The sequence below is a fragment of the Virgibacillus sp. 6R genome (assembly GCF_001895305.1).
Lineage (GTDB): Bacteria > Bacillota > Bacilli > Bacillales > Amphibacillaceae > Virgibacillus > Virgibacillus pantothenticus.
In genome coordinates, this window is the sequence record NZ_CP017762.1 from 972,891 (window position 1) to 998,890 (window position 26,000).

The window sequence follows — 26,000 nt, forward strand, 5'->3', positions numbered from 1 at the left end:
ACATTTAATTACTGGTCTAGTTTCTTAATGCCTTTTTTAAACAAGTTGTACCTTGATAACTTCATATTTAATTTATTTTCTACTTGACATAACACTTTTTCTTTTTAAACGTAATATTGAAATATTATTTCAAAGAGAGCTTTATAGAAGCAAAAAACAAAAGTCTTTCTAATAATTACTTGCCTGAGAGGCTACCGTTTTACTCGGTAGCTGTTTGCCAAGTTTATCTTGTATATATAAAGCAGCTTGTTGCATTTTCTCTTCTTTAATACCGGTTTTAATTCCCAAACCATGCAACAGATAGAGGACATCATTTGTTGCTACGTTCCCTGCCGCTCCTTTTGCATATGGACAACCTCCCAAGCCGCCAACTGAACTATCAAAGTGCGTAATGCCATACTGCAGGGACGTCAAAATATTTGCTATTGCCATTCCTCGCGTATCATGGAAATGAAGAATTAATTGTTCCGGATTAAAATGCGACAGCATCCGTTCCAAAAGTCTTTCGACCTGTGAAGGTACTGCTGTTCCAATCGTATCTCCCAATGAAATTGCATCTACTCCATCAGCAATCAGCTGATCACATACACGAAGTACTTGCTCCGGCTCCACCTTCCCTTCATAGGGACAATCAAAAACGGTTGACACATAACCAGTCACATTCTTACCTGCCGTCTTTGCTTCTCTGATCACTTCGCGTAATACGGGATACGTTTCTGCAACAGTTTTATTAATATTTTTTTTGTTATGTGTTTCACTGACAGACATGAATACAGATGCTCCATCAATTCCCGCTTCTAAAGCATGCTCTAAACCCTTTAGATTTGGAACAAGTGCAGAATAAAACACGTTCTTATTCCGCTTTATTTTTCTGCCTACTTCTCGAGCATCTTTTAATTGAGGAATCCATTTCGGATGTACAAATGAAGAATATTCAATCTCTCCAATTCCTGAGTCGGATAACATATTAATCCATTTTACTTTATCTTCTGTGTCAATAAACACCTTCTCATTTTGCAAACCATCTCTTGGACCTACTTCCTTAAGATGAATAAAATCAGGATAATTCATTTTCCTCCCCCTCTCTTAACAGTAGATGACCTTCCTTATGCCAACGCTTTTTTCGTACAACTAGCTGACACTTTAAAGTTGAACCTCTATATGGCGTTCGGAATATGCTCACAGCAGGTTATACCTCGTATCCCACCGAAGAAGGGCACCTCTAAAAGAATGCGTTTTCAATATAAAGCAGGATATTAACCTCGATTTGTTACTCCAAATATAAGAAAACCCCCTCGTTACTTGTTCATATCACAAAGATACGACCTAGCGACCTCAGAACAGGATCGGACAATTGACGAGCAACTGATTTCTAGATTTACCCTTGGTTTTCAACTTGTAGCATGGAAGGGTGGAGCTTCCTACCAGTTACATAGCGGATTAATAAATTGCATAGCTGCGCTGTGTTTAATTATATAAATATTCGATTAGGTTTCCTTTTATTCAACATTGTTGAATAAAGTATATTACAAAAATTCAGGTATCGTCAACCAGTTATTAACTTTTTCCTATATACATCTTTGTTTAAACGCTTCTGCCACCACTCTTTACACCACTGTATGCAATCTGCCTCATTTAATCTCAGACAAATTACTTATTTATTCCACAATTTTTACATAATGCTACCATGTCCATGCAATATCATATATTATGTAATTTATTTTGCAGGTAAAGTATATCTTATAATAAGTAGTCAAAAAGCGAGTAAAAAGGACCGAGGTAGGCTAAGGTCTCAGGCGTTCTTGAATAAAGAGAAAACACTTTTTCCACTTGTAATGCGTAGTTTCCCTGTCCTGTTCAGGTGCTGACACGAACACGTCCTGGGCGGTAAAATTTTTGGGTAACGAGCTTGAATAGGGTGCGTTGATTGCTATGCCCTCCCAGAACCTAGGGGGTTAGCAAAAGATGATAGGGGCAGTTAGTCTATTGCTTCCTCGAAACTCATTCATACGCTAAAGAAGACGCTTCTCTTTTCAAAACAGGCGGTGAAACAAAGTCAACATAGAAATTCGGGACGTATTTTTAGTGTGCTTTTTGATCAACTTCATATAACCTTACCTAAGAAAGTGGTGACATTAGTGGAATTACTAAGCCTTCAAGGATTATCACATATTGTAGGTGTTCCACCATCCATTCTGACAACATGGGTAAAACAGTTTGCAATGTATGTACCCAAAGTTCAAGAGGAAGAAGGAAATTTTTATCTTCCTGAAGCAATTGATGTTTTAAAATACATTAAACAATGTAAAAAAGAACGGTATAGTTGTACCGAGATTGAAAATTTATTAGTAACAGAATACGCGGTCTTAGACAAACAAAATCTTGAAAATAAGGCCGACCCCGCAGTTCATCAAGTAGATGATAAAGAAACAATTCGTTGTATGATGCAAACAATCGGCTTAACCGTATCCAATATCAATCAATTATCTGAATCATTCCATGCATTGGAACACAAATATAGAGAACAAACAAGAGAATTAAACAAATTAAAAAAACAATTGGAGCTGCTTCATAGCAAGCAAATTCATTAAATTTCATGCAGAGGTTTTTTTGACAAAGAGGAGGTATATTATGTTTAAACCCGATACAAAAACTGCCAAGCCAGGAGATATAATCGAATTTAAAAAGGAAGACGTTGTATTACAAGGAAAGGTGCTGCCTTCAAGTTGTAAGCGAAGTATTATTGTTGATATTTCAGAAGCACATAATTTAACTCAATTAAACCACAGCTTTTCTACGACCGTCGTAGCTCATAAAAATTACCGCGTTATCGGCTAGGCCGCCTAATTTGAACTGTCGGTCATTGATTTGCTGAAAATGATTGCACTGTTTCCCATTTGGACACATATCAATGCAATCAATAAATGAAAGATGAATAGTAATTTGTGGAATCACTTTTATATCATGTATAATTGTATAGACAGTTATACATGATTTTTTATGAACTAGAATGCTAGTTTTAAATTTGGTTCTCATTGTAAAGTGAAGAGAAAAAAAACAAATCAACGAATTCAAAGCTTCTGAGCGCCTCTCCCATTTTTTTAGCATGCAAACTTAATGCGCTACGTAAGCTTTGGCATAGGATTTGCTTTGTTTATACAAAAGCAATCTTTGCATTAGAATAAGGAGGAGCTTGATATGGAATTAAATCATCTAACAGTAACCTATGAAGAACACATTGCTATTTTGACATTAGATTCACCGCCGGCAAACGCGCTATCTTCAGCTATGATTACGGAAATGCGTGCAACACTCCAACAAATTGAAAATCAATCCGATGTACATGCTATTATTTTAACTGGTGCTGGAAAATTTTTTGCAGCTGGTGCGAATATTAAAGAATTTGTACCTGCCATGGGAGACTATCAAAAAGGAATTGATATGTCTAAGGCAGGGCAGGACTTATGCAATGAGTTAGAAGCTATGAAAAAACCTGTTATTGCAGCAATAAATGGACCAGCACTTGGCGGAGGGCTAGAAGTAGCCATGGGCTGCCACTACCGAATTGCCTCTGATAAAGCAACAGTTGGTTTGCCTGAAGTAAAACTCGGCCTTGTCCCATCATTCGGCGGAACACAACGACTTTCACGTATTACTGGCGTAGCAACGGCATTAGAATTAATCCTTACCGGGAAACATATTGACAGTCATCAGGCACAGGAATTAGGCATTGTTCAAGTAACGGTTGCCGCGGACGAACTAATGACTACTGCCAAAACAATTGCTCATTCCTTTGTTGAGGGGAATAGTATGCAAAGTGTTACGAGAGCTGTTGAAAGCGTCGTTCAAGGCGCACGGAGATCTTTTGCAGATGGCTTACAAAGAGAAAATGAAATCTTTGGGGAGTTATTCTTAACAGATGACGCCAAAGAAGGGGTTCAAGCTTTTGTTGATAAACGTAAGCCTGATTTTCGCCACCAATAATACATAGGAGGTAACGTAACGATGAGCGAGGTTTTACTTTCCAAACCAGAGCAAGGAATTGCAACCATTACATTAAATCGACCAAAAGCGATTAATTCTTTAACGATAGATATGCTTCTACCAATTCACGATGCATTATTAGCATGGGAAAAAGATCCTGATGTGCGTATTGTCATCCTAAAGGGAGAAGGTCAAAAAGGATTTTGTGCAGGTGGAGATATAAAAACATTATATCACGCAAAAGAAAACCATGAAGCTTTTGAAAAAGCGATGGAATTTTTCCGAATTGAATATGCTACGGATAAGCTTGTAGCTAATTTTCCTAAGCCTATCATCGCGTTACTTGATGGCGTTGTAATGGGGGGAGGTGTCGGGCTTTCATATGGAGCAAGCCACCGCATTATAACAGAAAAAACGAAATGGGCGATGCCTGAGATGAACATTAGCTTCTTCCCAGATGTTGGTGCAGCTTATTTCCTTAATCAAGCTCCTGGTTACGCAGGACGATATTTAGCTCTGACATCCAATATCATAACAGCTGAGGACATATTATTCGCCAATGCTGGTGACTACTATGTAACAGAAACACAATTACAACATTTGATAGAGGCAATCCATGCTATCAATTGGTTACAGGAAACGGATGTAGAGTCAAAATTAACCCAATTAATCCAGAATGTTGAAAGCACCCCAGAAGGCAAAAGCTTGTTATCTAACAATCAGGAACAGATCGATCGGCATTTTGCATTTCAAACCATCGAGGAAATCATTGATTCTCTTAACTCGGATTCTGACCCATTTGCTGTCGAGACAAAAGATACGATACTATCCAAATCGCCTATTTCCTTGAAAGTTACGTTGGAACAACTCATACGCGGAGAAAACAAATCGCTCGCCGCTTGTCTGGAAACCGACCTTATCATTGCCCAGAACTTCTTAAAAACAAACGACTTTTATGAAGGAGTTAGATCTGTCGTTATCGATAAAGATAGGCAGCCTGTTTATCAATATAAGCAGTTATCCGATATAACTCATTCCCTGGTTGAATCTTTTTTTCAAGTTGAAGAGGGATGACAGAAGTTGCGCAATGGCGTAGAGAGAAACAGTGCTAAAGCCTGCTTTTCGTGACTAACACCCACGAAAAGCAAGCTTATTTTAATTACATGATCATGTTAAAACCAGCGCTCCGTTACCACTTTCTTTCTCGTATAAAATTGCACACCATCTTTTCCATTCGTTCCTAAATCCCCATAAAATGAGGCTTTATTTCCAGCAAATGCAAAAAAAGCCATTGGTGCAGGTACGTTTACATTTACACCAACCATCCCAGCATCAATCTGCTCTCGAAATGTTTGTGCTGACTTCCCGCTTGCTGTATAAATCACAGCTCCATTTGCAAATTTCGATTGATTTGTAAGCTCAATGCCCTCTTGTAAATCGTTCACTCGAACAACACTTAATACCGGGGCAAAAATTTCATCCTGCCAAATGGTCATATCTGGTGTAACATGATCAAAAATAGTCGCACCAACGTAGTAGCCACCTGGTGTCTCTTCCTTGATGATTCTTCCATCTACTAAGAGTGCAGCACCTTCCTCTACCCCTTTTTCAATATAACGCACCACTTTATCTTTATGAGACTGACGAATTAATGGACCGACAAATGTCGTTTCATCTAAGCCGTCACCAGCCTTTAATTTCTTCGTTTCTTCTATTAATAATTCCAAAAAATCGTCGGCAATTTCATCTACAACCGCTACGACAGAACAAGCCATGCAGCGCTCACCACTGCTTCCGAATGCTGCACCAATAACACCCTGCACTGTCTTTTCCAAATTACAATCCGGCATGACAATGGCATGATTTTTCGCACCTGCCAATGCTTGCACGCGCTTTCCATGGGCAGTACCAGTCTGATACACATGCTTTGCAACTGGTTCTGAACCCACAAAGGAAATAGCCTCAATATCCGGGTGTTCCAATACACGATTGACGACCTCTTTTCCACCATGCACCAGATTCAGAACACCATCAGGGAAGCCAGCTTCATAAAATAACTCTACTAACTGTTCTGCTAGCACCGGTGTTCTTTCTGACGTTTTTAACACAAATGTATTTCCACACGCAATGGCTAGTGGATACATCCAAAGAGGGACCATCATTGGAAAGTTGAACGGTGTAATCCCTGCGACTACACCTAGCGGATAACGCCAAATAGATCCATCAATACCACTGGCAATCTGCGGTAGCGCGTCACCCATCATTAAATTTGGTGTTGAAGTTGCCAATTCTACGACCTCAATGCCCCGTTGCACTTCTCCCCTTGCGTCTCGCAATGATTTTCCGTTTTCCATCGTAATTATTTTTGCTAATGCCTCTTTATGCTCTTTTAACAGTTGCAAATAATTAAATAATAAGCGTGAACGGTTAGGAACAGGTACATTAGCCCATTCTTCGTAAGCTGCTTTGGCAGCCACTACTGCCTGATCTACATCCTCTTCCGTAGATAGTACAACTTGAGCAATAATTTCTCCCGTTGCTGGATTAGGAATATCTTGCCTTTCCGTTCCAGTTGATGTAACCCATTTATTGCCAATATAATTTTTCATTACTTTTACTTCTTGAGAAATCATTTCGCAGCCTCCCTTTTATTCGACTGTTCCAATACCCGTTGATAAAGAACAGCCATATCCTGATCTCCATAGCCTTCTTTTTCCACTTGTTGATACAAAGATAATAATGTTTTGCTAATTGGTAAGTCGAGTTGATTCTCTTCAGCAACTTGCATGGCAAACTCTAAATCTTTACGCAATAACTTCAAAGAAAATCCTGGTTCATAGTCATTGTTAGCAATAAACGTTTGATAGTTTCGTTCGTATATACGGCTTTGCCCATAGCTAACACTGAGCATCGAATACAAATCATTTAAATCAATATTTTTTTTATTGGCAATATGCAGTGCTTCACTTACTCCCGCTGTATAAAACCCGATTAGCAAATTGTTAATCAATTTCACAGTTGTACCACTATCAATCTGTTCATTCACATGAAAAATATTCCCGCCGATTACTTCAAAAATTGGTAAGACTCGCTCATATACAGCTCTTTTTCCTCCGACCATAACGGTCAACGTTTGCTGTTCGGCGCCAATTACACCACCACTTACTGGTGCAGCGAGAAAAGGAATGCCTTTTTCTGTGCACGATTTATCAAGCATTTGATTTAGCTCAGGGGAAACAGTGCTTGTGTCAACCAATATTTTACTGCTGTCACCTTGCTCAACTAACCCCCTTTCACCCAAAAATACTTCTTCAGCCGCTTTCACTGATGGGAGGCTCGTCAAAATAACATCACATGCAGCCAGCACTTGATGGATACTCGTTGCAATTCCTCCACCTCGCTCCTTAAACGTAAGCGTAGCCTTTTCATTAATATCATATCCAGTAACCGAATAACCTTCTTTCACTAATCCAGTTGCCATTGGCAAGCCCATTTTTCCTAAACCGATAAAACCAATTCGCTCCATGCTCTTCCCCCTTTTTATTTACTTCTTCCTAAAGATATTTCGTACTAGTTTTTAGTGTGTTCATTTACTCATACAATGCCTCTATGAAGTAAAAGCTTCCATTGAAGTAGAGTTTAATAGCCGTTATGGTCAATAATCTCTTTGGCAATTGCCTGCTTCTTGGCAAATACATTCGAATACGTCACAGGTAATGAGCGGATATCGCTTATTTGTTCCTCATATTGTTCACTTTTGGCTGGGATAGAAGCCAAAAACATTGTTGTATGATTTTCAATCCGCCTGAATGTTTCCTCACATAAAACGTCGGTTAATTGCGCAGCTAACGAGTTCTTTTCCGATGCAGCTTTAATCTCTGCAGCTTTCATCAGATAAATATCTTCTAATATAAGAGCTATTCGATGCAAATAAAATTGATTCATCTGCTGGAGATTACCCATTTCAGAAAGCGCATTCAAAACATAGCGCAACAACTGATTTGCATAACGAATAAACATATTTTCTTCATTTTCAGCAGGCGGAACAACAGAACTATCTTTTGTATATTGCTTTAAAAATGCTTTAGCAGTTGTGAGACGATTAATTTCATTCGTCCCTTCAAAGATTCGATTAATTCTGGCGTCCCTATAGATACGCTCCACTTCGTACTCTTGCATATATCCATACCCACCGTGAATTTGCACTGCTTCATCGATAACATAATCCAAGGCTTCTGAAGCTTTTACTTTGTTAATAGAGCAAGCCATCGCATAGTCGCTGAGTCTTTCCAATATCTCTTCTGTATCTTGATCCAACTCGTCTAACATACTCGCAGTATAATACGCAGCACTTTCGGCTCCATAAATTTCAAGCGCCATATTGGCTAGTTTTTCCTGCACCATCTCAAAGTGAATAATTGCTTGCTTAAACTGCTTTCGTTCCTTCCCATATTCTACAGCAATACGAAGCGCTTGCTTGGAAGTCCCAATATTTGCAAAAGCGAGCTTTAAACGGGCTAAATTTAATATGTTCAGAGCAATTTTGTGCCCTTTTCCAACTTCGCCAAGAATAGCATCATTTACCAATGGAACATCTTCTAAAATCAAGGTTGCTGTCGAAGAACCTTTGATCCCAAGCTTCTTTTCTTCTGGACCTATAGACACACCTGGTTGGTCACGCTCCACGATAAAAGCGGTAATTCCTTCTATGGTATTCGCAAATACGACGTACACTTGTGCAATATGAGCGTTCGTTATCCATTGTTTTTCCCCATTTAATACCCATCCCGACTCTGTTTTCTTGGCAATTGTTTTAGGAGATAGTGCATCTGATCCAGCGTCTGGTTCTGTTAATGCATATGCTCCGATCCACTCTCCGGACACCAGTTTCGGTAAATAGCGTGCTTTTTGCTTTTCCGTTCCAAAATACACAAATGGTAATGTGCCCACACCTGTATGGATATTGAAAGATACGCTAAACGACCCACCATATCCCAATTTCTCGGCAATGATACCCGCTGTCCGCTTGCCCATTTCCAAACCACCATATGCTTCAGGTACTTCAGCTCCTAACAAACCTAGTTCACCTGTAGCTCGAAACAATTCACGAGCAACGTCATAATCATGTGCTTCTAGTTTATCTAAATTTGGAGTCACTTGTTCTTCCACAAACTTGTCAATCATCGAGGCGAGAAGTTCTTCTTCCTCAGCAAAAGGATTTGCGGAATGCTGCTGCAAAAAATGCTGTTTATTCGGAAAAACAGAATACTTGTCATGAAAACTTAACTTTTCCACTGTTATCCCCCCCTTTATATATATTATTGCAAATTTCATACCAAACTAAAGATTAGCAATAATAATTCAAAATAATTTAAGTACAGCCTTCCATGAAAACACTGTACAATTGTTTGTTTACATGAAATTTGAAAACTAATATCTCCTTATAGAAAGATACAACAGCCAAAATTGACCAACTGTCTAAACAGTTATACAAACACAAGCTTTAGAAATTCACATTTTTCCCCAAAAACTTTCTATAGAGAAACTACAGAGTATTCGGAATAATCTTTAGCCAAAAACAGCTTAAACATGGACCTTGATTCATTAATTATCTGATTACTCAAGAACAAACAACCAACAGTGACATTATTTGTACCCAATGCTACACTTCCGTTGGATTATTATTGTAAATTACAATCTAAAAATTTGACAAGAAAAATAATTTATGCTATAATTTACATTTGTATATTTTATGTGTATAATGAGATTCTCCTGGCCAGGGGAATCTTTTTTTTATACGGAGGGTAACAGAATGGAGCAAAATAAATCTAGTATTACTTCCTTAATTTCAGCTTTCGCTCGAGCCTACCATAGTCAATACGATACACCAAAGATTTTCGATGATTTTATTGCAAAAGATCTCATTACCGAAGAAGAGTTTTCAAAGATCAGTGAAAATATGATTCAAGGTATATCGTTTATCAATCAAGATATTGGTCGGAAGTTTCAAAATCAAACAGATGAAATTTTAAAATGGATAACTCAAGTACAACTTTCCCCAACACCATTGGCCCGTGCTGCATTTTGTGAACAAGTGTTACTTCATGAAGTGGTATTAGGTGTAAAACAATATGTAATTCTTGGAGCTGGTTTAGATACTTTTTGCTTCAGGTATCCCGAGTTAGAAAACAGTCTAAAAATATTTGAAATTGACCATCCAGCTACACAGGAATTTAAAAAGAAAAGATTAGCTGATAAACATTTTCAAATTCCCGGCCATCTTCATTTTATTCCGATGGACTTCTCGAATAAATGGTCCGACCTAAGCCTCCTAGACGATGAATTTGATGGTGACAAAAAAACGTTCTTTAGCCTTCTGGGTGTTTCTTATTATATAACAAAAGAGGAGATTTCAAGCTTGTTCAACCATTTATTTACCAATGTCCCACCAGGTAGCTCAATCGTTCTTGATTATGCAGACGAAAAGCTTTTTGAAGAAAAAGGAATGTACAACCGAGTTGAAAACATGCTAAAGATGGCATCAGCAGGTGGAGAACCGATGCAATCGTGTTTCTCTTACGACGAACTCGAAAATATGTTAGAAAAAGCAGGTTTACTCATTTATGAACATTTATCACCAACAAAGATCAATGAACGTTTCTTTAATAATCGGTCAGACTATTTAACGGCATTTGAAACGATTCATTATATCCATGCTGTAAAGAAATAACTATCATTTACATTCCGCCCAAGACAGAAGCTAATTGGGCGGTTTTTTGTTTGATTTGGCATATTATTCTATTACTGCTCAACTTTGGCACCTGTTAACTCATCGAGTCTCCATTATGTTTTATTTCTACCAGAATCAGTTCTATCCTTTGCTTGGTTTAGTTCATAAACCTCTTATAAGTAACACAAAAAATTCGTTAAGTTCTATCTGATTGACGAAGACCGTTGTTTCAACATCGTATGTGTTTTATAACTTTTTATAACGAGCTAGTTTGTTATACAATGTAGATCTTGACACACCTAATAGTTTAGCTGCTTTTGTTTTATTCCCCTGTACTTGCTTTAATGTTTGCTCAATGGCTTCCTGTTCTTGTTTTGCAGCTTCCTCTATGAGTTCTTTCTTCTGATGGATGTGGCTTCGTGTTTTGCTCTTGTTTTTTACAAGAAAAAATGACTCTTTCATTGAATCTGGCAAATGTTCAAACGTAATATGATCTCCATCTGTTAATACAAATAATCGTTCTATCACATTCATTAGTTCACGAACATTACCTGGCCAATGATGCTGCTTCATCCATTGCAATACTTGTTGGTCAATTGTTTTCTCTGTTTCATTATAGTGCTTCGCCAGTTGTTGCAGTTTGTGAGCGATTAAAATCGGTAAATCCCCCATTCGTTCACGTAATGGTGGTATATGTATCGGGATTACATACAGACGATAATATAAATCTTCACGAAACTCCCCATCCCTCACCATTTGCTGCAAATTTTTATTTGTTGCTGTAATTAAGCGGAATTGTACGGAAGTTGATTTCTTCCCACCTACGCGCTCAATTTTCTTGTCTTGTAGTACGCGTAGTATTTTTGCTTGCATATTAAATGGCATATCCCCAATTTCATCTAAGAAAATTGTACCTTGATGCGCTAATTCAAATTTACCTGGTTTCCCTTCTCGATCGGCGCCAGTAAACGCTCCCTTTTCATAGCCAAACAGCTCAGACTCCATTAAACCATCTGGTATAGCAGCACAGTTCACACTAATAAAGCTTCCGCTTTGAACAGTGCTGGCATCATGAATGGCTTTAGCAAATTGTTCTTTTCCGACACCGCTTTCCCCTGTTAACAATACCGGCGCACTAGAAGCAGCCGCTTTTCGGGCAATTTTCTTGGCTTGAGAAAGCGATCTGCTCTCACCTAAAATGTCTTCGAATTTCACGGTCCCCATTTCTGTATTATCTGAACTAATAAGTGGTCTATCCACCTTACTATTTTTATCCAACTGCTCCATTTTTTGTATCACTCGATATATTTCTGATACGCCCTCATATACCAGTATGCCCGCTGCGCCAATGATTCGATTGTCTTTCCATATTGGTATACGGTGGACGACCAAATTTTGCCCTTGGAGCCGATGTGGCTGACTTCGTTCCGGAATACCCGTTTTTAATACGACAGGCAATCTAGTATTTTCTATAACTTCATCTGCCTTCTTCCCTATAGCTGCTTCCTTAGCTACCCCTACGTACCGACTATATGCTTGGTTAAACAATTGAATAACTCCTTGGTCGTCTACAACCGTCAACCCTTCATATGCGGTATCAAAAATTAATTCATACCACTTCACCACCTCATTTATTTGTTTTAACGTATGAGTGAGATAATGTTGGAATAAAATCAATTCCTTTGTTGTTAGCTCTCCAACTAATTTTCCTGTACTGCGCTCCACTACGTAAACAGGTACTTGATGAATATCATGCATAAATGAATCTGCGAAAGCGGTAGCATAATGATGATGCATAATCGTTGCTACTGATTTATCAACGTTTCCGGTTTTCAGACTTTTAAAAAGCTCATAGATAGATACAACACCTTGTATACACCCTTCAAAAACAACTGGGATCTCGGTGATTGCGTGATTACTGAACATAATGGCAGCAGATTCAATAGATATGGACGGCGAAATAAATAACGGTGTCGTATTCATCCAATGTTCGACAAGTAAATCCTTTTTCAACGTAACATCTTCCTCCAGTCAGTTTACTTAATGAAAATGTATATAGAGTTTTTATCGTCCATTTTGGGTTACAGTCAATAGACGTATTTTTCTGAATTATAACACTGTTACTTTCAGACAGCAAACAACTAGAGTATTTACATGATTTCACTCCATTGAAGCAAAATAGTGGCAAAAGGAGGTTCAACATGGCTAAAGATAAGACAAAATCTAAAAATAAAAGTAAACAGGAAATAAATGATATGAAGCAGCAAAAGAACAAAGGCGCAGGGCGCCCGTTTAGCAACGTAGCGAATGGAACGAATCAACTAAATAAAGGAATCATGCCACTAAAAACAGGGGTATGCCGACGCCTGGGCGGCAAGCCCGTTTTTAGTCGGCCTTCCCCTTAGCGACGAACCGATGAGGCCTTATCGTAGGGCGCATTTCTAAAGTCGCCTAGTTGCTGGACGATAGAGCCGGACGTGGCTTCGGTTATTTCGTTATCTCCAAGCACCTCAATTTATACTTTCTTATTCTATAAATATAAGCGCAATCGCCCTCCAGGTAATTAACATGCTCAAATACGCTTACCGTGCGGACCTTCGCTGTCACACGGTAAGTTTTTTGGTGCTTTTTTTAGTTGCTACTTGTTCGTCATGCAGTGCATCTTCATAAAGTACTATCCATCGCTTAACGCTTCAATAAAAACGAGGCCATAGATGCGAGCTATGTCTCTGCTTGACTTTTATCCCATTCACACTGACAATACTGGTAGAGCACGTGTTGAAAAAGAGAATTAGCTGCATTATGCGTTAACCCATAAGCTTAAGATTGCAAATCAGTCATGGGCAATGCGTTTTCGTAAGTGGGGGCGTTTGCCATAAACCCTTCTATTTCTGCATAGACATGAAGAATAAACCACATCAAATCTTTTCAGTCCAGAATAAACATGCTAATATCGGTGTTGCAACAAAAATGCCCGACAGCGCACAACTGCAATTCGCAAGCGCATCTAAATCTATACCGATTTATTTTTTCCTCTTTTTAAACACGTTTGAAAGCTATCACTTCATAAAAAGATTTATTTACGACCAAACCATGCGCATGAAATTTTTTAACGTAGAGGCGAGGAGAGTTAGTATGGAGAAGAACATTGTTGTACGAACCATTAATTTGGAAGGAAGCTTTAATTTTCGTGATTTAGGCGGCTACGAAACGCTATCTGGAAAAAAGGTTAAAACAGGGGTATTGTATCGTTCAGGGAACTTGCAAAATATCACAGATAAGGATATCGAAAAGATAAAACAGACTGGTCTAAAGACAATATTCGATCTTCGGGGAAGTGACGAAGTAAAGAATTACCCCACTCCTTCACTTTCAGGGATCATAACAAAGCATGTTCCATTAATTGAAATTGACAGAGATATGGTGCGTCAACCTAAAGACCTAGCAAAGTACGCCGAATCTTTGCAAGATCCTGGAACAATATTAGAGAAACTCTATCGGGAAGTAACGAAAAACACGAAAGTATACAAAGACTTTTTCGCTACATTGCTTACAGATCCTAAGTCTCCAGTGTTATTTCATTGTATGGCTGGAAAAGATAGGACAGGTGTCATGGCGGCGTTAACCTTGCACACACTTGATGTACCAGAAGAATTTATCTTTGCAGATTACTTATATACAAACAACTTTCTCGATGCTCTTCGTGCAAATTTACAACCTGAAGCTGCGCAAGTAGACCAAGCACTAATGCAAGCAATGCTAGAAGCTCGACGTGAATATCTGCAAGCTTTTTTTGATGAAGTGCAGACACAATTCGGTTCCGTTGACCAATATATTCATGAAGCGATTGGTTTAAGCAAATCTGATGTTGAAACATTGCGCGCATCATTACTTGTTGAATGATTACCAAAAGACCAAAGGGGAATTTTTCATTCCCTTTGGTCTTTTTAAATTACAAACTTAATATAGAAACGAACATGAAACACGACATATCTCCATAAAGTGAATCTTCCTCAGCGGAGGTTTTCATTCATCCCCACTGATTGTTTAGTAGCCAAGGGGGATGACCTAAAGGCCTCGAAACGAATCCGGGCATTTAGGTGCTCTCATCTCCCGCTTAGACTTGTTCCGTACAGATTATCCTACTCCTGAAGCGGGAGTCTTACAGTATCTTATATACGGGATATAAAACCAGTCAAACCGCTAACGCCTCACGTCTTGCATATTAGCTTATCTTTCATCTCTTCTCATATACTGTAGAGTAGCTGCGCCTAACACTTTAGCTGCATGTAGTAAAGCACGTTCATCCATATCGAACTTCGGATGATGGTGCGGATATGCTTTATCCCAGTCAGGATTCCCCGCTCCTGTAAAGAAAAACGTCCCTTTCACATGCTGTAAATAATAAGCGTAATCCTCGCCTCCCATAATTGGAAGTGTTTCAGAAACCTGTTCAATACCAGGAACCTGCTTGGCAACTTGCGCAACAAATGCTGTTTCTTTGGGGTGGTTTACTAAAACAGGATATCCTTGGGAATACGTATATTCATAGCCTGCTTGGAACATATCACATGTAGCCTTTATTGTACGTTCTATCTCTTCTTCGATAAACTTTCGCGTTTCCTCTTTTAATGTCCGAACTGTCCCAGTTAATTGAGCTGTATTCGCAATCACATTGTAAGGATTTTCGGCAACAAAATTACAAACGGACACGACTGCGGAATCCAGTGGGTCTACCTTCCTACTGACAATGTGCTGCAAGCTATTAATGAGCTGTGCACCAATTGCTATACTATCCTTCGTCTCATGAGGAGCAGCACCATGTCCTCCAGAACCTTGAATCATGATATCAAAATTATCAGCAGCGGCCTGCAGGGCACCAGAACGATAAGAAATCACTCCCAATGGCTGCTGCGCCTGTAAATGTGTGCCAAAAATAACATCCACACCCTCTAAGCAACTATCCTCTATCATGGCAATTGCTCCGCCTGGCGGCAATTCTTCCGCGTGTTGATGGAGAAAAACAACCGTTCCTGCCAGTTCTTCTTTCATCCCATTTAATACTTTAGCAAGACCCAGTAATGTAGCTGTATGCCCATCATGTCCACAGGCATGCATGACACCATCATGCTTAGATTTAAATGGTACATCCGCCTCCTCCTGAATGGGCAACGCATCAAAATCTGCTCGTAAAGCAACAGTTGGCCCGGGTTTAGCTCCCTGCAAATACGCAACGACTCCATTTCCACCAACATGCCTACGAACCTTATGCCCCAATTGCGCATGATAATCTGCGATGTAAGCGGCAGTATTGGTCTCTTGAAAAGATAATTCAGGATACTGGTGTAGGTAGCGGCGTACCTCTACCATTTCCTCATAAATAGCATCAAGCCCGCAATATAACTTCTCCATTTACATTCCCCCTTGTATATGATGTTTAATAATCCAGTAACTTCTCTAAACCATTTTTTCTTATAAGATAAGAAACCACCATGGCTCGCCTTGAGCGCGAGCCACCATCTATCATGAAAAAACTTTTGCTTTATAATGTTTAAATTCTTAAAATACTGTCTAAAATAAATGAGTTAGATAAGTTAAATAGAGTTGTTTTTTCATACAAAAGTATAAAATGAGGTGCTTGGAGATAACGAAATAACCGAATAGCCACGTCTGGCACATGAGCCCAGCAATGATGCGACTTTAGAAATGCGCCCTACGATAAGTATCATCGGTTCGCCTCTAAGAGGAAGGCCAACTAAAAACGGGCTTGCCGCCCAGACGTCGGCATACCCCTGTTTGTAGGGGCATGATTCCTTTATCTTTAGTTGATTCGTTCCATTCGCTACGTTGCTAAACGGGCGCCCCGCGCCTTTGTTCCACTATAGGAAAGTATAAGATTTTTTTGGTTTATAGTATAAGAAAAACAAAGTCTTCCGCCATAAGACTTGGCGACAAGCCAAGTTTTTCTAATATCAAGTATAAATCAAAAACGCTTATTTTAGAATATTCAACTATAAAACTCTTCTTGCAACAATAGTTGTAAAATCCACTGAAACCATCTTACAAATGAAGACACCCTTTATAAAGTGAATCTTCCATCAGTGGGGTTTTTTATCCCCCACTGATTGTTAGTAGCCCAAGGGTATGACCTAAAGGCCTCTTACAAAACAGGGCATTTAGGTGCTGTTATCCCCTACTTAGGCTTGTTGTGAAGTGGGAGCCTTACAGCACCTTATCTACGGGATAAAAATAAATGAATAAACAAGGTCCAAGATTGGTGCCTTGTTTATTCAGTCTGATAATACTTTTCTACTGTTTTCGATACTGACAAAATAGATGAGAAGTAGTTAGGAAAATTTAATGACATTCTCATCCTTTATTATCTTAGATAACACCTTGTGAAATCATTGCTGCCGCAACTTTCTTGAATCCGGAAATATTAGCTCCCAGTACTAAATTCCTCGGCTGTCCATATTCTTCCGCAGCTTGAATAGATGCTTGATAAATATTTTGCATGATCTGATGCAATTTTCCATCAACTTCTTCAAAACTCCAAGCAATCCGTGCGCTATTTTGTGCCATTTCCAAAGCCGATACAGCTACTCCGCCCGCATTTGCTGCCTTAGCTGGAGCAAACAAAACTTGATGGCTCATAAAAATCTCTATTGCTTCTAAAGTAGATGGCATATTCGCGCCTTCTCCTACTGCTTTTACTCCATTGGCAACTAGTTGTTTAGCTGCTTCATTATCTATTTCATTTTGCGTCGCACATGGAAGAGCAATATCACATGGAAGCGACCAAATTCCAGAACAGCCTTCATGAAAAGTTGCTTGCGGATGCTCATTTACATATTCACTGATTCGACAATTCCCCTCTTCTTTAAGACGCTTAACAGTTGTAAGGTTAATGCCACCTTCATCATAAATATATCCGTTCGAATCACTGCAAGCAATCACCTTTGCCCCTAGTTGGGTCATCTTTTCCATCGCGTAAATGGAAACATTGCCTGAACCAGAAACAATTGCCGTACATCCGTCAATAGTTAAACCGTTATCCTTCAGCATGGCATCCATAAAATAAGCCGTTCCATATCCGGTTGCTTCTTTACGACCTAAGCTACCTCCATAGCCTACTCCTTTTCCAGTCAACACACCAGCTTGGTAGCCTCCACGCATTTTTTTATACTGACCAAACATATAGCCTATCTCCCTGGCACCTACACCAATATCTCCAGCTGGTACATCCTGGTCGGGTCCAATATAATTACTGAGCTCTGTCATAAAGCTTTGCGTAAAGCGCATGATTTCTGCATCTGATTTCCCTTTCGGATCAAAATCCGCTCCACCTTTTGCACCACCAATTGGTTGACCAGTTAAAGCATTTTTAAAAATTTGTTCGAATCCTAAAAATTTAATAATACTTTCATTAACAGATGGATGAAAGCGTATTCCACCCTTATAAGGTCCGAGAGCACTATTAAATTGGACTCGATAACCACGATTCACCTGAATTTTCCCTTCATCATCGAGCCAAGGTACACGAAACGAAATCATTCTTTCCGGTTCAACGATACGTTCAAGGATAGACTGTTTCATATACTCTGGATGTTTCTCTAAAACTGGTATCAAAGAGGCAAATACTTCTTTAACAGCTTGTTGAAACTCTACCTGATGAGGGTTACGTGCTTTAACCGTTTCATAGACCGATTCTACATATTCATTTGCTTTTTGCACATACGTGAATTCCATTTTGTCCACTGTTTTCATTCAAGTCATTCCCTTATGCGTCATAAATTTTCAAAATATAGTAGATTTCCTTATAAGGAATATTTTATAATTAAACAAAGCATCGAATCAATATAAAGAAACGATAAAATCAATGCGTTATATGCATGGATGAGGAGATGGACTTAAAATGGAACTGAGGCAAATACGTTATTTCATGGAAGTAGCTTCAAGAGAACACGTTACAGAAGCTGCAACAGCGCTGCATGTTGCCCAATCTTCTGTCAGCAGACAAATTGCTAATTTAGAAGCTGAGTTAGGTGCGGATTTATTTGTCAGAGAAAGCAGACAAATAAAATTGACTCCAATCGGTAGAATTTTTCATGAACGAATGAAGCAGGCTATGAACGTTATTAATCATGCCACAAGAGAAGTGGAAGAATATTTAGATCCAAAAAAAGGTACCATTCGTATCGCCTACCCAATTAGTCTTGCAGCTTATACATTACCCACAGTCATTCATGCATTTCGAACAGAGTATCCGGAAGCGAAATTCCAACTTAAACAGGCACTCTATCCTGAGTTAATGCATGGAATTATAGATGGCGACTTTAATTTAGCGTTAATTGGACCATTACCTAAGGAAAATAAAAAGTTTCATCGGAAGGCTTTATTTACAGAAAAAATGGTAGCACTGTTACCACTACATCACCCGTTAGCGAACAAGACTTCTATTCGACTTAGGGAATTAAAGGATGAGCCGTTTATTGTTTTGCCAGAGGGATTTGTATTAAGGGATATAGTAGAACATGCTTGCCACGCACATGGGTTTTCTCCCGCGATTGGCTTTGAGGGGGATGATACAGACGCTTTAAAAGGCTTAGTTTCTGCTGGTCTTGGAATCGCTCTGATGCCAGAAGTTACATTAATTGATAATACACCGCGTTCAACAGTTACCATTCCATTATCCGAAAATAATATTACTCGAACAGTTGGTGTCATCACTCCGGCGCAGCGACAATTATTGCCAACGGAAGAAATTTTTTATCAATTTTTACTGCAATTCTTTTCCAGGTTAAACTTCTTTAGTCATTAATTTCTATCCATTCTCGTAAACGAACAAAGGCGCGGGGCGCCCGTTTAGCAACGTAGCGAATGGAACGAATCAACTAAAGATTTAGGAATCATGCCACTAAAAACAGGGGTATGCCCACGCCTGAGCGGCAAGCCCGTTTTTAGTCGGCCTTCCCCTTAGCGACGAACCGATGAGGCCTTATCGTAGGGCGCATTTCTAAAGTCGCCTAGTTGCTGGGCTCATGCGCTGGACGTGACTATTCGGTTATTTCATTATCCATAAGCATCTAAGTTTATACTTTCTTATTCTTTAAAAAAGGCAGCCTCCCACGAAAAGCATCCTGCTCTATCGGAAGGCTGTTTGGATTGTCATCTTTTTATATAAAGTGAATCACCAATCAGCAGGGGTTTTCATTCATCTCCCACGGCTTGTTAGTACCGTATTGGTATGACCTAAAGGTCTCTAAAAGAATTGGCATTTAGGTGCTGTTATCTCCCACTCAGACTTATTGCAGTACAGATTATCCTACTCCTGAAGCGGGAGTCTTACAATACTTTATATACGGAATAAAACGAAGCTTTTGTATGGAGTTGTTGCCCATTTCGAATATTTTTGGTTTTGGATCACGTCATTTGGTTACATAGCATCACGGTCATGCTATCTTCTATTCATATTCAATTTACTTGTTTTTCGCTATTCCAATACATTTTACGTAAGCGAAACTTCTGTAATTTCCCTGTTGCCGTCTTTGGTAACTCGTTTACAAACTCTACTTTTTTTGGCGCTTTAAAATGTGCCATATTGTCGCGACAATACGTGATCACATCCTCTTCTGTAACACGATAATTCTCCTTTAAAACGATAATTGCTAATGGAACCTCTCCCCATTTATCATCTGGCACCGCAATGACAGCTGCTTCTAACACAGCTGGATGCTTATACAAGATTCCTTCAATTTCTGTAGATGAAATATTTTCACCTCCAGAGATAATGATATCTTTTGCTCGATCACGTATTTCAATATAACCATCAGGATGGATAACAGCTAAATCACCTGTATGAAACCAGCCATCTCTAAATGCTGCTTGCGTCTGCTCCCTATCTTTATAATACCCTTTCATAACAACGTTTCCTCTTGTTACAATTTCCCCAAGCTCTTCCCCGTTCCATGCAACTTCCTTACCATCCTGACTTACAACCTTCGTTTCTCCATTAAATACCATTTCAATCCCTTGCCTTGCCTTTAAGACAGCTTGTTTTTCCACCGACGCTTGATCAAATAAAGGCTTCCATTCATTGTATAGAATAAATGGCGATGTTTCTGTCATACCATACACATGCACAATATCCAAGCCTAGCAGATCCTGAGCCTGTTGAATTAACGCTGATGCTGGAGGAGAACCTGCTATAGCCATTCGTGGTTTTACCTGAATAGCAATTTCTTTTACTTTTGGCTCATTCACAAGCATATTAATTACTATAGGCGCGCCACATAGTAGCGTTATTTGCTGTTGTTCAAATAGGTCTAAAATCACTTTCGGTTCCACTTTTCGTAAGCAAACATGGACACCTCCAACAGCAGTAATTGCCCACACGCCACCCCAGCCATTCACATGAAACATTGGGAGCGTATGCAAATACACATCCTGATGTCGAACCCCTAAATGGAACATAAAATCGGCTGCATTCATATAATTACTGCGATGTGTTTGCATCACCCCTTTAGGCTTGGACGTTGTACCGCTTGTATAATTAATCGTTAATAACTGGTTTTCATCTAAATTAATAGGTGAAAATGACACAGAATCCACATGTTGAATAAAATCTTCATAATCTATTCCTTGAACCTTGCATTCATAACCAGGAACTGCTACAACTACAATCTCCTCCACATTCAAATTTGCCCGGATTTCTTGAATGGAAGAAGTAAATGCTGCATCCACAATTAACAACTTTGCATCACTATGATTAATAATATATTCCATATCTTGAGATGAAATTCGATAATTCAGAGGGACCATAACCGCACCCATTTGACAAATACCATAAAAACATTCCAGCATATAATGTGTATTTGGTAGCATAACCGCTACGTGCTCTCCCTCATTAATGCCTGCTTTCAACAAAGCCTGTGATAAGCGGTCGGTTCTTTCTCCAAACTGTGCATAGGTAAATGTTTTTTCTTCATCGATTACCGCTACTTTACTAGGATAGTATTTTATTGCTCTTCGTTTCCAATCGATAGGTGTAAGTGGATAATGCATCATCCTGCCCCTTTGTATGTAAAATTTTTCACTGCATAGAAACCCCATTACGCTGTCTTACCTTCATTTTCGCTTGCTCATATGCTGCTTCCAGTTCATCTACAATCGCATGAATAGGTTGTATTTCTTTAATTGGACCAATCCCTTGCCCTGCTCCCCAAATATCCTTCCAAGCCTTTGCATCGGTCTGGAGCTTATTAAAATCTATCTTCTGCTTCGTTTGTAAATTAGCGGGATCTAAACCTGCCTTCGCAATACTTGGGATAAGATAATTAGCGTTTACCCCGCTAAAAGCATCTGTATAAATAATATCTTCAATTGCAGATTCAACAATCATTTGCTTATACTCTTGTGATGCCGCGCTTTCTTCAGACGGAATAAACCGTGTTCCCATATAAACAAAATCTGCTCCAAGTATTTCCGAAGCTAAAATATCTTCTCCCTTTGACATTCCCCCTGCCAAAATGATTGGACCAGAAAAGAATGATCTTACCTCATGAATAAATGAAATCGGATTTAATTCACCTGCGTGACCACCTGCTCCACTTGCTACTAATACAAGCCCATCTGCACCTTTCTCGATCGCTTTTTTTGCAAACTTTATATTGATAACATCTGAAAAAACAAGCCCACCGTATTCATGCGCAATCTTCACGACCGGACTAGGGTCGCCCAAAGAAGTAATTACAATTGGCGGCTTATATTTTTCAATTAACTGTAAATCCTCTGTATACCGCTTGTTCGAGCGGTGTGTAATAAAATTAATTCCCCAGGGCGCAATTTGCTGCTTTGGATCGTTCTTTTTCATTTCATCCAATTCGCTAGTAATCTGCTCCATCCATTGTTCCAATATTTCTTTCGTTCTTGCATTTAAAGCTGGAAATGTTCCTACAATGCCTGCTGCACAAGCCTCTGTCACCATTTTTGGATTGGAAACTAAAAACATTGGTGCCATGATGACTGGCAAACGCATAGATTCCTTCATTTGGTTCATTGTTTCATTGGAATTGTTCATATGCTCTAATACCCCTTTGTCTCGTTTTATTTTTGCTAAACGTAATCGTTTTCAAATTACGTAAAACACAACTTTCTTTTGACTAAATCCCACGTATAATTACTGATAATTCTAATAATTATTCCAATAATTGTCAAGTCTCGTCTGTTAATGAAATCCAGCTTCAGACTAAAATAGCTTTTATTTCTGCTTTTAAATACGTACACCAATTTATTTTTTTGACAATTAATCTCTCCATTTATTGAGGGAGGGTTCTCTTAGGATGTACAGAGTTTGGAATCAGATCTAGTTCAATCTTCCACTTATCTTCCTATATGCCAACTATCAACGTTGAAAGGTTGAACTTATTACCAGTTATATAAGCGGTAAATTGTGAACTCCGGCGAAAAAGTTGTGAACTTCAAGCAACCTACTTGTAAACTCCGGCGAATTGCTCGTGAACTTCGGCGATTTTCCAGTAAACTCCTGCAATTCCTCTATAAATTCGTAGACTGATCTATCTCACTTCAAGAACAAAAGCCTCTTCACTGTTTCGTAAGGGAAAGTCTTTAGGAGATGTTATACGGTAAAAAAAAGTGTGAGTCAATATCCCTTGATACCGGCGTCTTGGTTCGTGAATCATACCTGCAGAGGCTACTACGATTCTATCTTTTAACATTCTTTTAACATTAAATAGCAAGGAGCTAAGCAAAAGTGCTCATTAGAGAGAACTCTGATGAGATACAGGAACCAAGCAATAAGAGAAAATGATGACGAGCAATCGTGTGGAGGAGTTCAAAGTTTTCGACCATTTGAACGCTTAAGTTGAATGTAGCATGCCACTTTATAAACTGCCATTCACGGTTAGAAAATGTATAAAGAAAAACCGAAGCTCATTATCACTTCGGTTATATATGAAATGGCTTAATTACTTTGTAATGCTATCGACATTCTATCTATATCTTCTGCAAATATGCGATCGTTCGTAATACTCGGTACAATGTCTCGATATTTCTCCCATTTCTCTCTTAGCTTAGGAGCCATTTTATCAATTCCTCTATATTCTACAGCCTGAAGAGCACATATACATTCGATAGCGATCACTTTCCTCATATTGTGAATGATCATATTGGCGTGTCTGGCTCCAATCGTCCCCATGCTTACATGGTCTTCCTGATTTGCAGAAGATGGTATAGAATCTACACTAGCTGGATGGGCTAATGTTTTATTTTCAGACACAAGCGATGCAGCCACATATTGCATAATCATTGCTCCAGATTGCAACCCTGGCGAAGGACTTAAAAACGCAGGTAAATCATTTAACTGTGGATTGACTAATCGTTCAATTCTGCGTTCAGAAATATTTGCAAGCTCTGCAACCGCAATCTTTAAAAAATCCATTGCTAATGCAATTGGTTGACCATGGAAATTACCACCAGAAATAATTTGCTTCCCTTCTTGCAAAATTAACGGGTTATCTGTCGCTGCATTAATTTCAATTTCCAGCTTTTCCTTCACATAGTCAAGCGCTTGCCATGAAGCACCATGAACTTGCGGGATGCATCTTAATGAATAAGCATCCTGCACCCGCTTTTGGCCTTGATGAGTAATAAGTCCACTCCCTTGAAGCCACATTTTCATACGCTTCGCTACAGCTATTTGCTGTGGATAACCGCGCGCTTCATGTACAGCTGGATGAAAGGCATCAATAATGCCTTGCAAGCCCTCCATGGTCATCGCGGCAATCCATTCACTATCATAAGCTAATTTTTCTGCTTCGATATAGCTAATTATTCCTACAGCAACCATTGCCTGTGTACCATTAATCAAGGCAAGGCCTTCCTTAGATTGTAACGTAATTGGAGTTATTTCTTTTTGCGAAAATACCGTTTTTGTATCAACTATTTCTCCATGCTCTCCAAACACTTTTCCTTCCCCAATCATGACTAAAGCCAAATGAGCTAAAGGTGCTAAATCCCCCGATGCTCCTAAAGATCCTTGTTGCGGAATAACAGGATGTACCTGTTTGTTAATAAGTTCAGCTAGCAATTTGACCAACTCTGGTCGAACTCCAGAAAAACCTTTAATCAATGCATTTAATCGTAGCAGCAACATAGCTCGTGCAATTGTTTCTGAAAATGGCTCCCCGACGCCACATGCATGAGAACGGATTAAGTTAAGCTGTAAATCTCTGACGTCCCCATTATCAATTATGACATCACTAAATTTTCCAAAACCTGTATTTATTCCATATACCGTTTCATGATTCATTACTATTTGATTAACACCTTCACGACTTGCTTTTACTTTTTCCATACTTTCATTGGATATGGTTACCTTTTCCAGATTAAGGCAGACACGCCTTACTTCATCAATGGTTAATGAATGACCAGTTAATTCAATCATCTAAATTCCCCCTTTTTCATCTATCTCCTATCCATTAGGTAATGTATAGCAACCCCAAAAATGCAAGTGCGTTAGCATCCCAAAAAGCGTTCTAGCATAAAGGCTCTCGACGGTGCTGAAGTCGCATCTTCTATGGCCTTGGGCAGAAGATTTCAAAACCACCTCATGATAAAAGGAAACGTTTCTCTCATAAACATTAGAAAAACTTGGCTTGTCGCCAAGTCTTATGGCGGAAGCCTTTGTTTTTCTTATACTATAAACCAAAAAAATCTTATACTTTCCTATAGTGCAAAAAAAGAAGGTAATAATGGCATACAAAATAGCCATCATCACCTCCTATTTTCTACCAACTCTAGGTAATGATTAAATATGATTGATTCCTAAACCAATTGCTTCATGCTCTAACCCTTTTATTGGTGCACCAATTGTTCCATAGAAAGCCACAGCTAACCATTCACCTTCCCGCTTGTGAAGGTATGGCTCTCCACGAACAACAGCAAAACGCAAGCCAACGGTGCGCATCATTTCTCCAAGCGCCCACTGTCCTCTTGTAACACCTTCAAGCGCTTCCAAAATGGCATGGTATAATGCGTGGGTTTCGCGATACACTTTTTCTTCAATAAGACCGCTCCGTTTGACAGCAGTTTCGACAGCGGATATAACCTTTTGCAAATCCATGGAGCCTACCTTTCCTTCACAAACTTGAACAGCTTCAAAGGTAGGTGCAAAAAAGGAACGCTCTTCCTCTTCAAGCATAACTAGTAAAGTCGCAATCTTTCCAATACGTAATTGATTGTTCATCTTATTTGCTCCTAAATGCGA

Annotated in this window: 20 protein-coding genes; 8 read left to right on the forward strand and 12 right to left on the reverse strand. The window is 39.1% G+C overall.

Going from position 1 to position 26,000, the window contains the following annotated elements; translation table 11 throughout:
- Positions 1–168 precede the first annotated feature (168 nt).
- Positions 169–1,071, reverse strand: coding sequence for a hydroxymethylglutaryl-CoA lyase (locus tag BKP57_RS04490; RefSeq protein WP_050350154.1), 903 nt, complete (start codon positions 1,069–1,071; stop codon positions 169–171).
- Positions 1,072–2,138: 1,067 nt separating this feature from the next.
- Here BKP57_RS04490 and BKP57_RS04495 point away from each other — a divergent pair.
- From BKP57_RS04495 to BKP57_RS04510, 4 genes are all read left to right on the forward strand, one after another.
- On the forward strand, positions 2,139–2,591 hold the full coding sequence (locus BKP57_RS04495; protein WP_050350153.1) for a MerR family transcriptional regulator: 453 nt from the start codon (positions 2,139–2,141) through the stop codon (positions 2,589–2,591).
- Between the two features lie 40 nt (positions 2,592–2,631).
- Positions 2,632–2,838, forward strand: coding sequence for a YkvS family protein (locus BKP57_RS04500; RefSeq protein WP_050350152.1), 207 nt, complete (start codon positions 2,632–2,634; stop codon positions 2,836–2,838).
- Between the two features lie 360 nt (positions 2,839–3,198).
- Positions 3,199–3,984, forward strand: coding sequence for an enoyl-CoA hydratase-related protein (locus BKP57_RS04505; protein WP_072741054.1), 786 nt, complete (start codon positions 3,199–3,201; stop codon positions 3,982–3,984).
- A gap of 21 nt (positions 3,985–4,005) precedes the next feature.
- Positions 4,006–5,058, forward strand: a complete 1,053-nt coding sequence (locus BKP57_RS04510; RefSeq protein WP_072741055.1) for an enoyl-CoA hydratase/isomerase family protein — start codon at positions 4,006–4,008, stop codon at positions 5,056–5,058.
- A 98-nt stretch (positions 5,059–5,156) separates the two neighbouring features.
- On the opposite strand, the gene BKP57_RS04515 is transcribed toward BKP57_RS04510, so the two are convergent.
- The 3 genes from BKP57_RS04515 to BKP57_RS04525 form a co-directional block, all read right to left on the reverse strand.
- Positions 5,157–6,617 carry a CoA-acylating methylmalonate-semialdehyde dehydrogenase gene (locus BKP57_RS04515; RefSeq protein ID WP_072741056.1) on the reverse strand — a complete coding sequence of 487 codons (1,461 nt, stop codon included), beginning with the start codon at positions 6,615–6,617 and terminating at the stop codon, positions 5,157–5,159.
- Positions 6,614–7,510 (reverse strand): NAD(P)-dependent oxidoreductase, encoded by an 897-nt coding sequence (locus BKP57_RS04520; protein ID WP_072741057.1) that lies wholly within the window; start codon positions 7,508–7,510, stop codon positions 6,614–6,616. Before BKP57_RS04520 ends, BKP57_RS04515 begins: the two co-directional genes overlap by 4 nt.
- A gap of 113 nt (positions 7,511–7,623) precedes the next feature.
- The gene (locus BKP57_RS04525; RefSeq protein ID WP_128743289.1) at positions 7,624–9,285 is read right to left on the reverse strand and encodes an acyl-CoA dehydrogenase family protein; all 1,662 of its coding nucleotides are present in this window, start codon (positions 9,283–9,285) and stop codon (positions 7,624–7,626) included.
- A 511-nt stretch (positions 9,286–9,796) separates the two neighbouring features.
- Here BKP57_RS04525 and BKP57_RS04530 point away from each other — a divergent pair.
- Positions 9,797–10,714, forward strand: coding sequence for a class I SAM-dependent methyltransferase (locus tag BKP57_RS04530; RefSeq protein ID WP_072741058.1), 918 nt, complete (start codon positions 9,797–9,799; stop codon positions 10,712–10,714).
- A 246-nt stretch (positions 10,715–10,960) separates the two neighbouring features.
- On the opposite strand, the gene BKP57_RS04535 is transcribed toward BKP57_RS04530, so the two are convergent.
- Positions 10,961–12,727, reverse strand: coding sequence for a sigma 54-interacting transcriptional regulator (locus tag BKP57_RS04535; RefSeq protein ID WP_232231320.1), 1,767 nt, complete (start codon positions 12,725–12,727; stop codon positions 10,961–10,963).
- 188 nt (positions 12,728–12,915) lie between these two features.
- Here BKP57_RS04535 and BKP57_RS04540 point away from each other — a divergent pair, with 188 nt between their 5' ends.
- Both BKP57_RS04540 and BKP57_RS04545 read left to right on the forward strand, forming a co-directional pair.
- On the forward strand, positions 12,916–13,119 hold the full coding sequence (locus BKP57_RS04540) for a hypothetical protein (protein WP_072741059.1): 204 nt from the start codon (positions 12,916–12,918) through the stop codon (positions 13,117–13,119).
- A gap of 730 nt (positions 13,120–13,849) precedes the next feature.
- Positions 13,850–14,617 (forward strand): tyrosine-protein phosphatase, encoded by a 768-nt coding sequence (locus BKP57_RS04545; RefSeq protein ID WP_072741060.1) that lies wholly within the window; start codon positions 13,850–13,852, stop codon positions 14,615–14,617.
- A gap of 327 nt (positions 14,618–14,944) precedes the next feature.
- Here BKP57_RS04545 and BKP57_RS04550 read toward each other — a convergent pair whose 3' ends face one another.
- On the reverse strand, positions 14,945–16,126 hold the full coding sequence (locus tag BKP57_RS04550) for a M20 family metallopeptidase (RefSeq protein WP_072741061.1): 1,182 nt from the start codon (positions 16,124–16,126) through the stop codon (positions 14,945–14,947).
- Positions 16,127–17,098: 972 nt separating this feature from the next.
- A complete protein-coding gene (gene gdhA, locus BKP57_RS04555) occupies positions 17,099–18,481 on the reverse strand; it encodes an NADP-specific glutamate dehydrogenase (RefSeq protein WP_050350143.1) in 1,383 nt (460 codons plus the stop codon).
- 148 nt (positions 18,482–18,629) lie between these two features.
- On the opposite strand from gdhA, the gene BKP57_RS04560 reads away from it, so the two are divergent.
- Positions 18,630–19,535 (forward strand): glutamate biosynthesis transcriptional regulator GltC, encoded by a 906-nt coding sequence (locus BKP57_RS04560; RefSeq protein ID WP_072741062.1) that lies wholly within the window; start codon positions 18,630–18,632, stop codon positions 19,533–19,535.
- 653 nt (positions 19,536–20,188) lie between these two features.
- Here the strand turns inward: BKP57_RS04560 and BKP57_RS04565 are convergent.
- The 5 genes from BKP57_RS04565 to hutP form a co-directional block, all read right to left on the reverse strand.
- Entirely contained in the window at positions 20,189–21,778 is a 1,590-nt protein-coding gene (locus tag BKP57_RS04565; protein WP_050350141.1) for a long-chain-fatty-acid--CoA ligase, read from the reverse strand.
- A 28-nt stretch (positions 21,779–21,806) separates the two neighbouring features.
- Positions 21,807–22,793 carry an NAD(P)H-dependent flavin oxidoreductase gene (locus BKP57_RS04570; RefSeq protein ID WP_050350140.1) on the reverse strand — a complete coding sequence of 329 codons (987 nt, stop codon included), beginning with the start codon at positions 22,791–22,793 and terminating at the stop codon, positions 21,807–21,809.
- A gap of 903 nt (positions 22,794–23,696) precedes the next feature.
- A complete protein-coding gene (hutH, locus tag BKP57_RS04575; RefSeq protein WP_050350139.1) occupies positions 23,697–25,178 on the reverse strand; it encodes a histidine ammonia-lyase in 1,482 nt (493 codons plus the stop codon).
- A 27-nt stretch (positions 25,179–25,205) separates the two neighbouring features.
- Positions 25,206–25,508: a hypothetical protein gene (locus tag BKP57_RS04580; protein ID WP_156875272.1), complete on the reverse strand. Its 303-nt coding sequence runs from the start codon at positions 25,506–25,508 to the stop codon at positions 25,206–25,208.
- 33 nt (positions 25,509–25,541) lie between these two features.
- Entirely contained in the window at positions 25,542–25,979 is a 438-nt protein-coding gene (gene hutP / locus BKP57_RS04585) for a histidine utilization transcription antiterminator HutP (protein ID WP_050350138.1), read from the reverse strand.
- Positions 25,980–26,000: the final 21 nt, after the last annotated feature.

What these genes read in the sequence shown, in the direction of transcription:
- BKP57_RS04530 (WP_072741058.1), top strand. Translation starts at nt 9,797, where the DNA reads ATGGAGCAAAATAAATCTAGTATTACTTCCTTAATTTCAGCTTTCGCT.
- hutP (WP_050350138.1), bottom strand. Translation starts at nt 25,979, where the DNA reads ATGAACAATCAATTACGTATTGGAAAGATTGCGACTTTACTAGTTATG.
- BKP57_RS04560 (WP_072741062.1), top strand. Translation starts at nt 18,630, where the DNA reads ATGGAACTGAGGCAAATACGTTATTTCATGGAAGTAGCTTCAAGAGAA.
- BKP57_RS04540 (WP_072741059.1), top strand. Translation starts at nt 12,916, where the DNA reads ATGGCTAAAGATAAGACAAAATCTAAAAATAAAAGTAAACAGGAAATA.
- BKP57_RS04520 (WP_072741057.1), bottom strand. Translation starts at nt 7,510, where the DNA reads ATGGAGCGAATTGGTTTTATCGGTTTAGGAAAAATGGGCTTGCCAATG.
- BKP57_RS04490 (WP_050350154.1), bottom strand. Translation starts at nt 1,071, where the DNA reads ATGAATTATCCTGATTTTATTCATCTTAAGGAAGTAGGTCCAAGAGAT.
- BKP57_RS04500 (WP_050350152.1), top strand. Translation starts at nt 2,632, where the DNA reads ATGTTTAAACCCGATACAAAAACTGCCAAGCCAGGAGATATAATCGAA.
- BKP57_RS04580 (WP_156875272.1), bottom strand. Translation starts at nt 25,508, where the DNA reads ATGATGGCTATTTTGTATGCCATTATTACCTTCTTTTTTTGCACTATA.
- BKP57_RS04570 (WP_050350140.1), bottom strand. Translation starts at nt 22,793, where the DNA reads ATGAACAATTCCAATGAAACAATGAACCAAATGAAGGAATCTATGCGT.
- hutH (WP_050350139.1), bottom strand. Translation starts at nt 25,178, where the DNA reads ATGATTGAATTAACTGGTCATTCATTAACCATTGATGAAGTAAGGCGT.
- gdhA (WP_050350143.1), bottom strand. Translation starts at nt 18,481, where the DNA reads ATGAAAACAGTGGACAAAATGGAATTCACGTATGTGCAAAAAGCAAAT.
- BKP57_RS04545 (WP_072741060.1), top strand. Translation starts at nt 13,850, where the DNA reads ATGGAGAAGAACATTGTTGTACGAACCATTAATTTGGAAGGAAGCTTT.
- BKP57_RS04565 (WP_050350141.1), bottom strand. Translation starts at nt 21,778, where the DNA reads ATGCATTATCCACTTACACCTATCGATTGGAAACGAAGAGCAATAAAA.
- BKP57_RS04510 (WP_072741055.1), top strand. Translation starts at nt 4,006, where the DNA reads ATGAGCGAGGTTTTACTTTCCAAACCAGAGCAAGGAATTGCAACCATT.
- BKP57_RS04505 (WP_072741054.1), top strand. Translation starts at nt 3,199, where the DNA reads ATGGAATTAAATCATCTAACAGTAACCTATGAAGAACACATTGCTATT.
- BKP57_RS04550 (WP_072741061.1), bottom strand. Translation starts at nt 16,126, where the DNA reads ATGGAGAAGTTATATTGCGGGCTTGATGCTATTTATGAGGAAATGGTA.
- BKP57_RS04515 (WP_072741056.1), bottom strand. Translation starts at nt 6,617, where the DNA reads ATGATTTCTCAAGAAGTAAAAGTAATGAAAAATTATATTGGCAATAAA.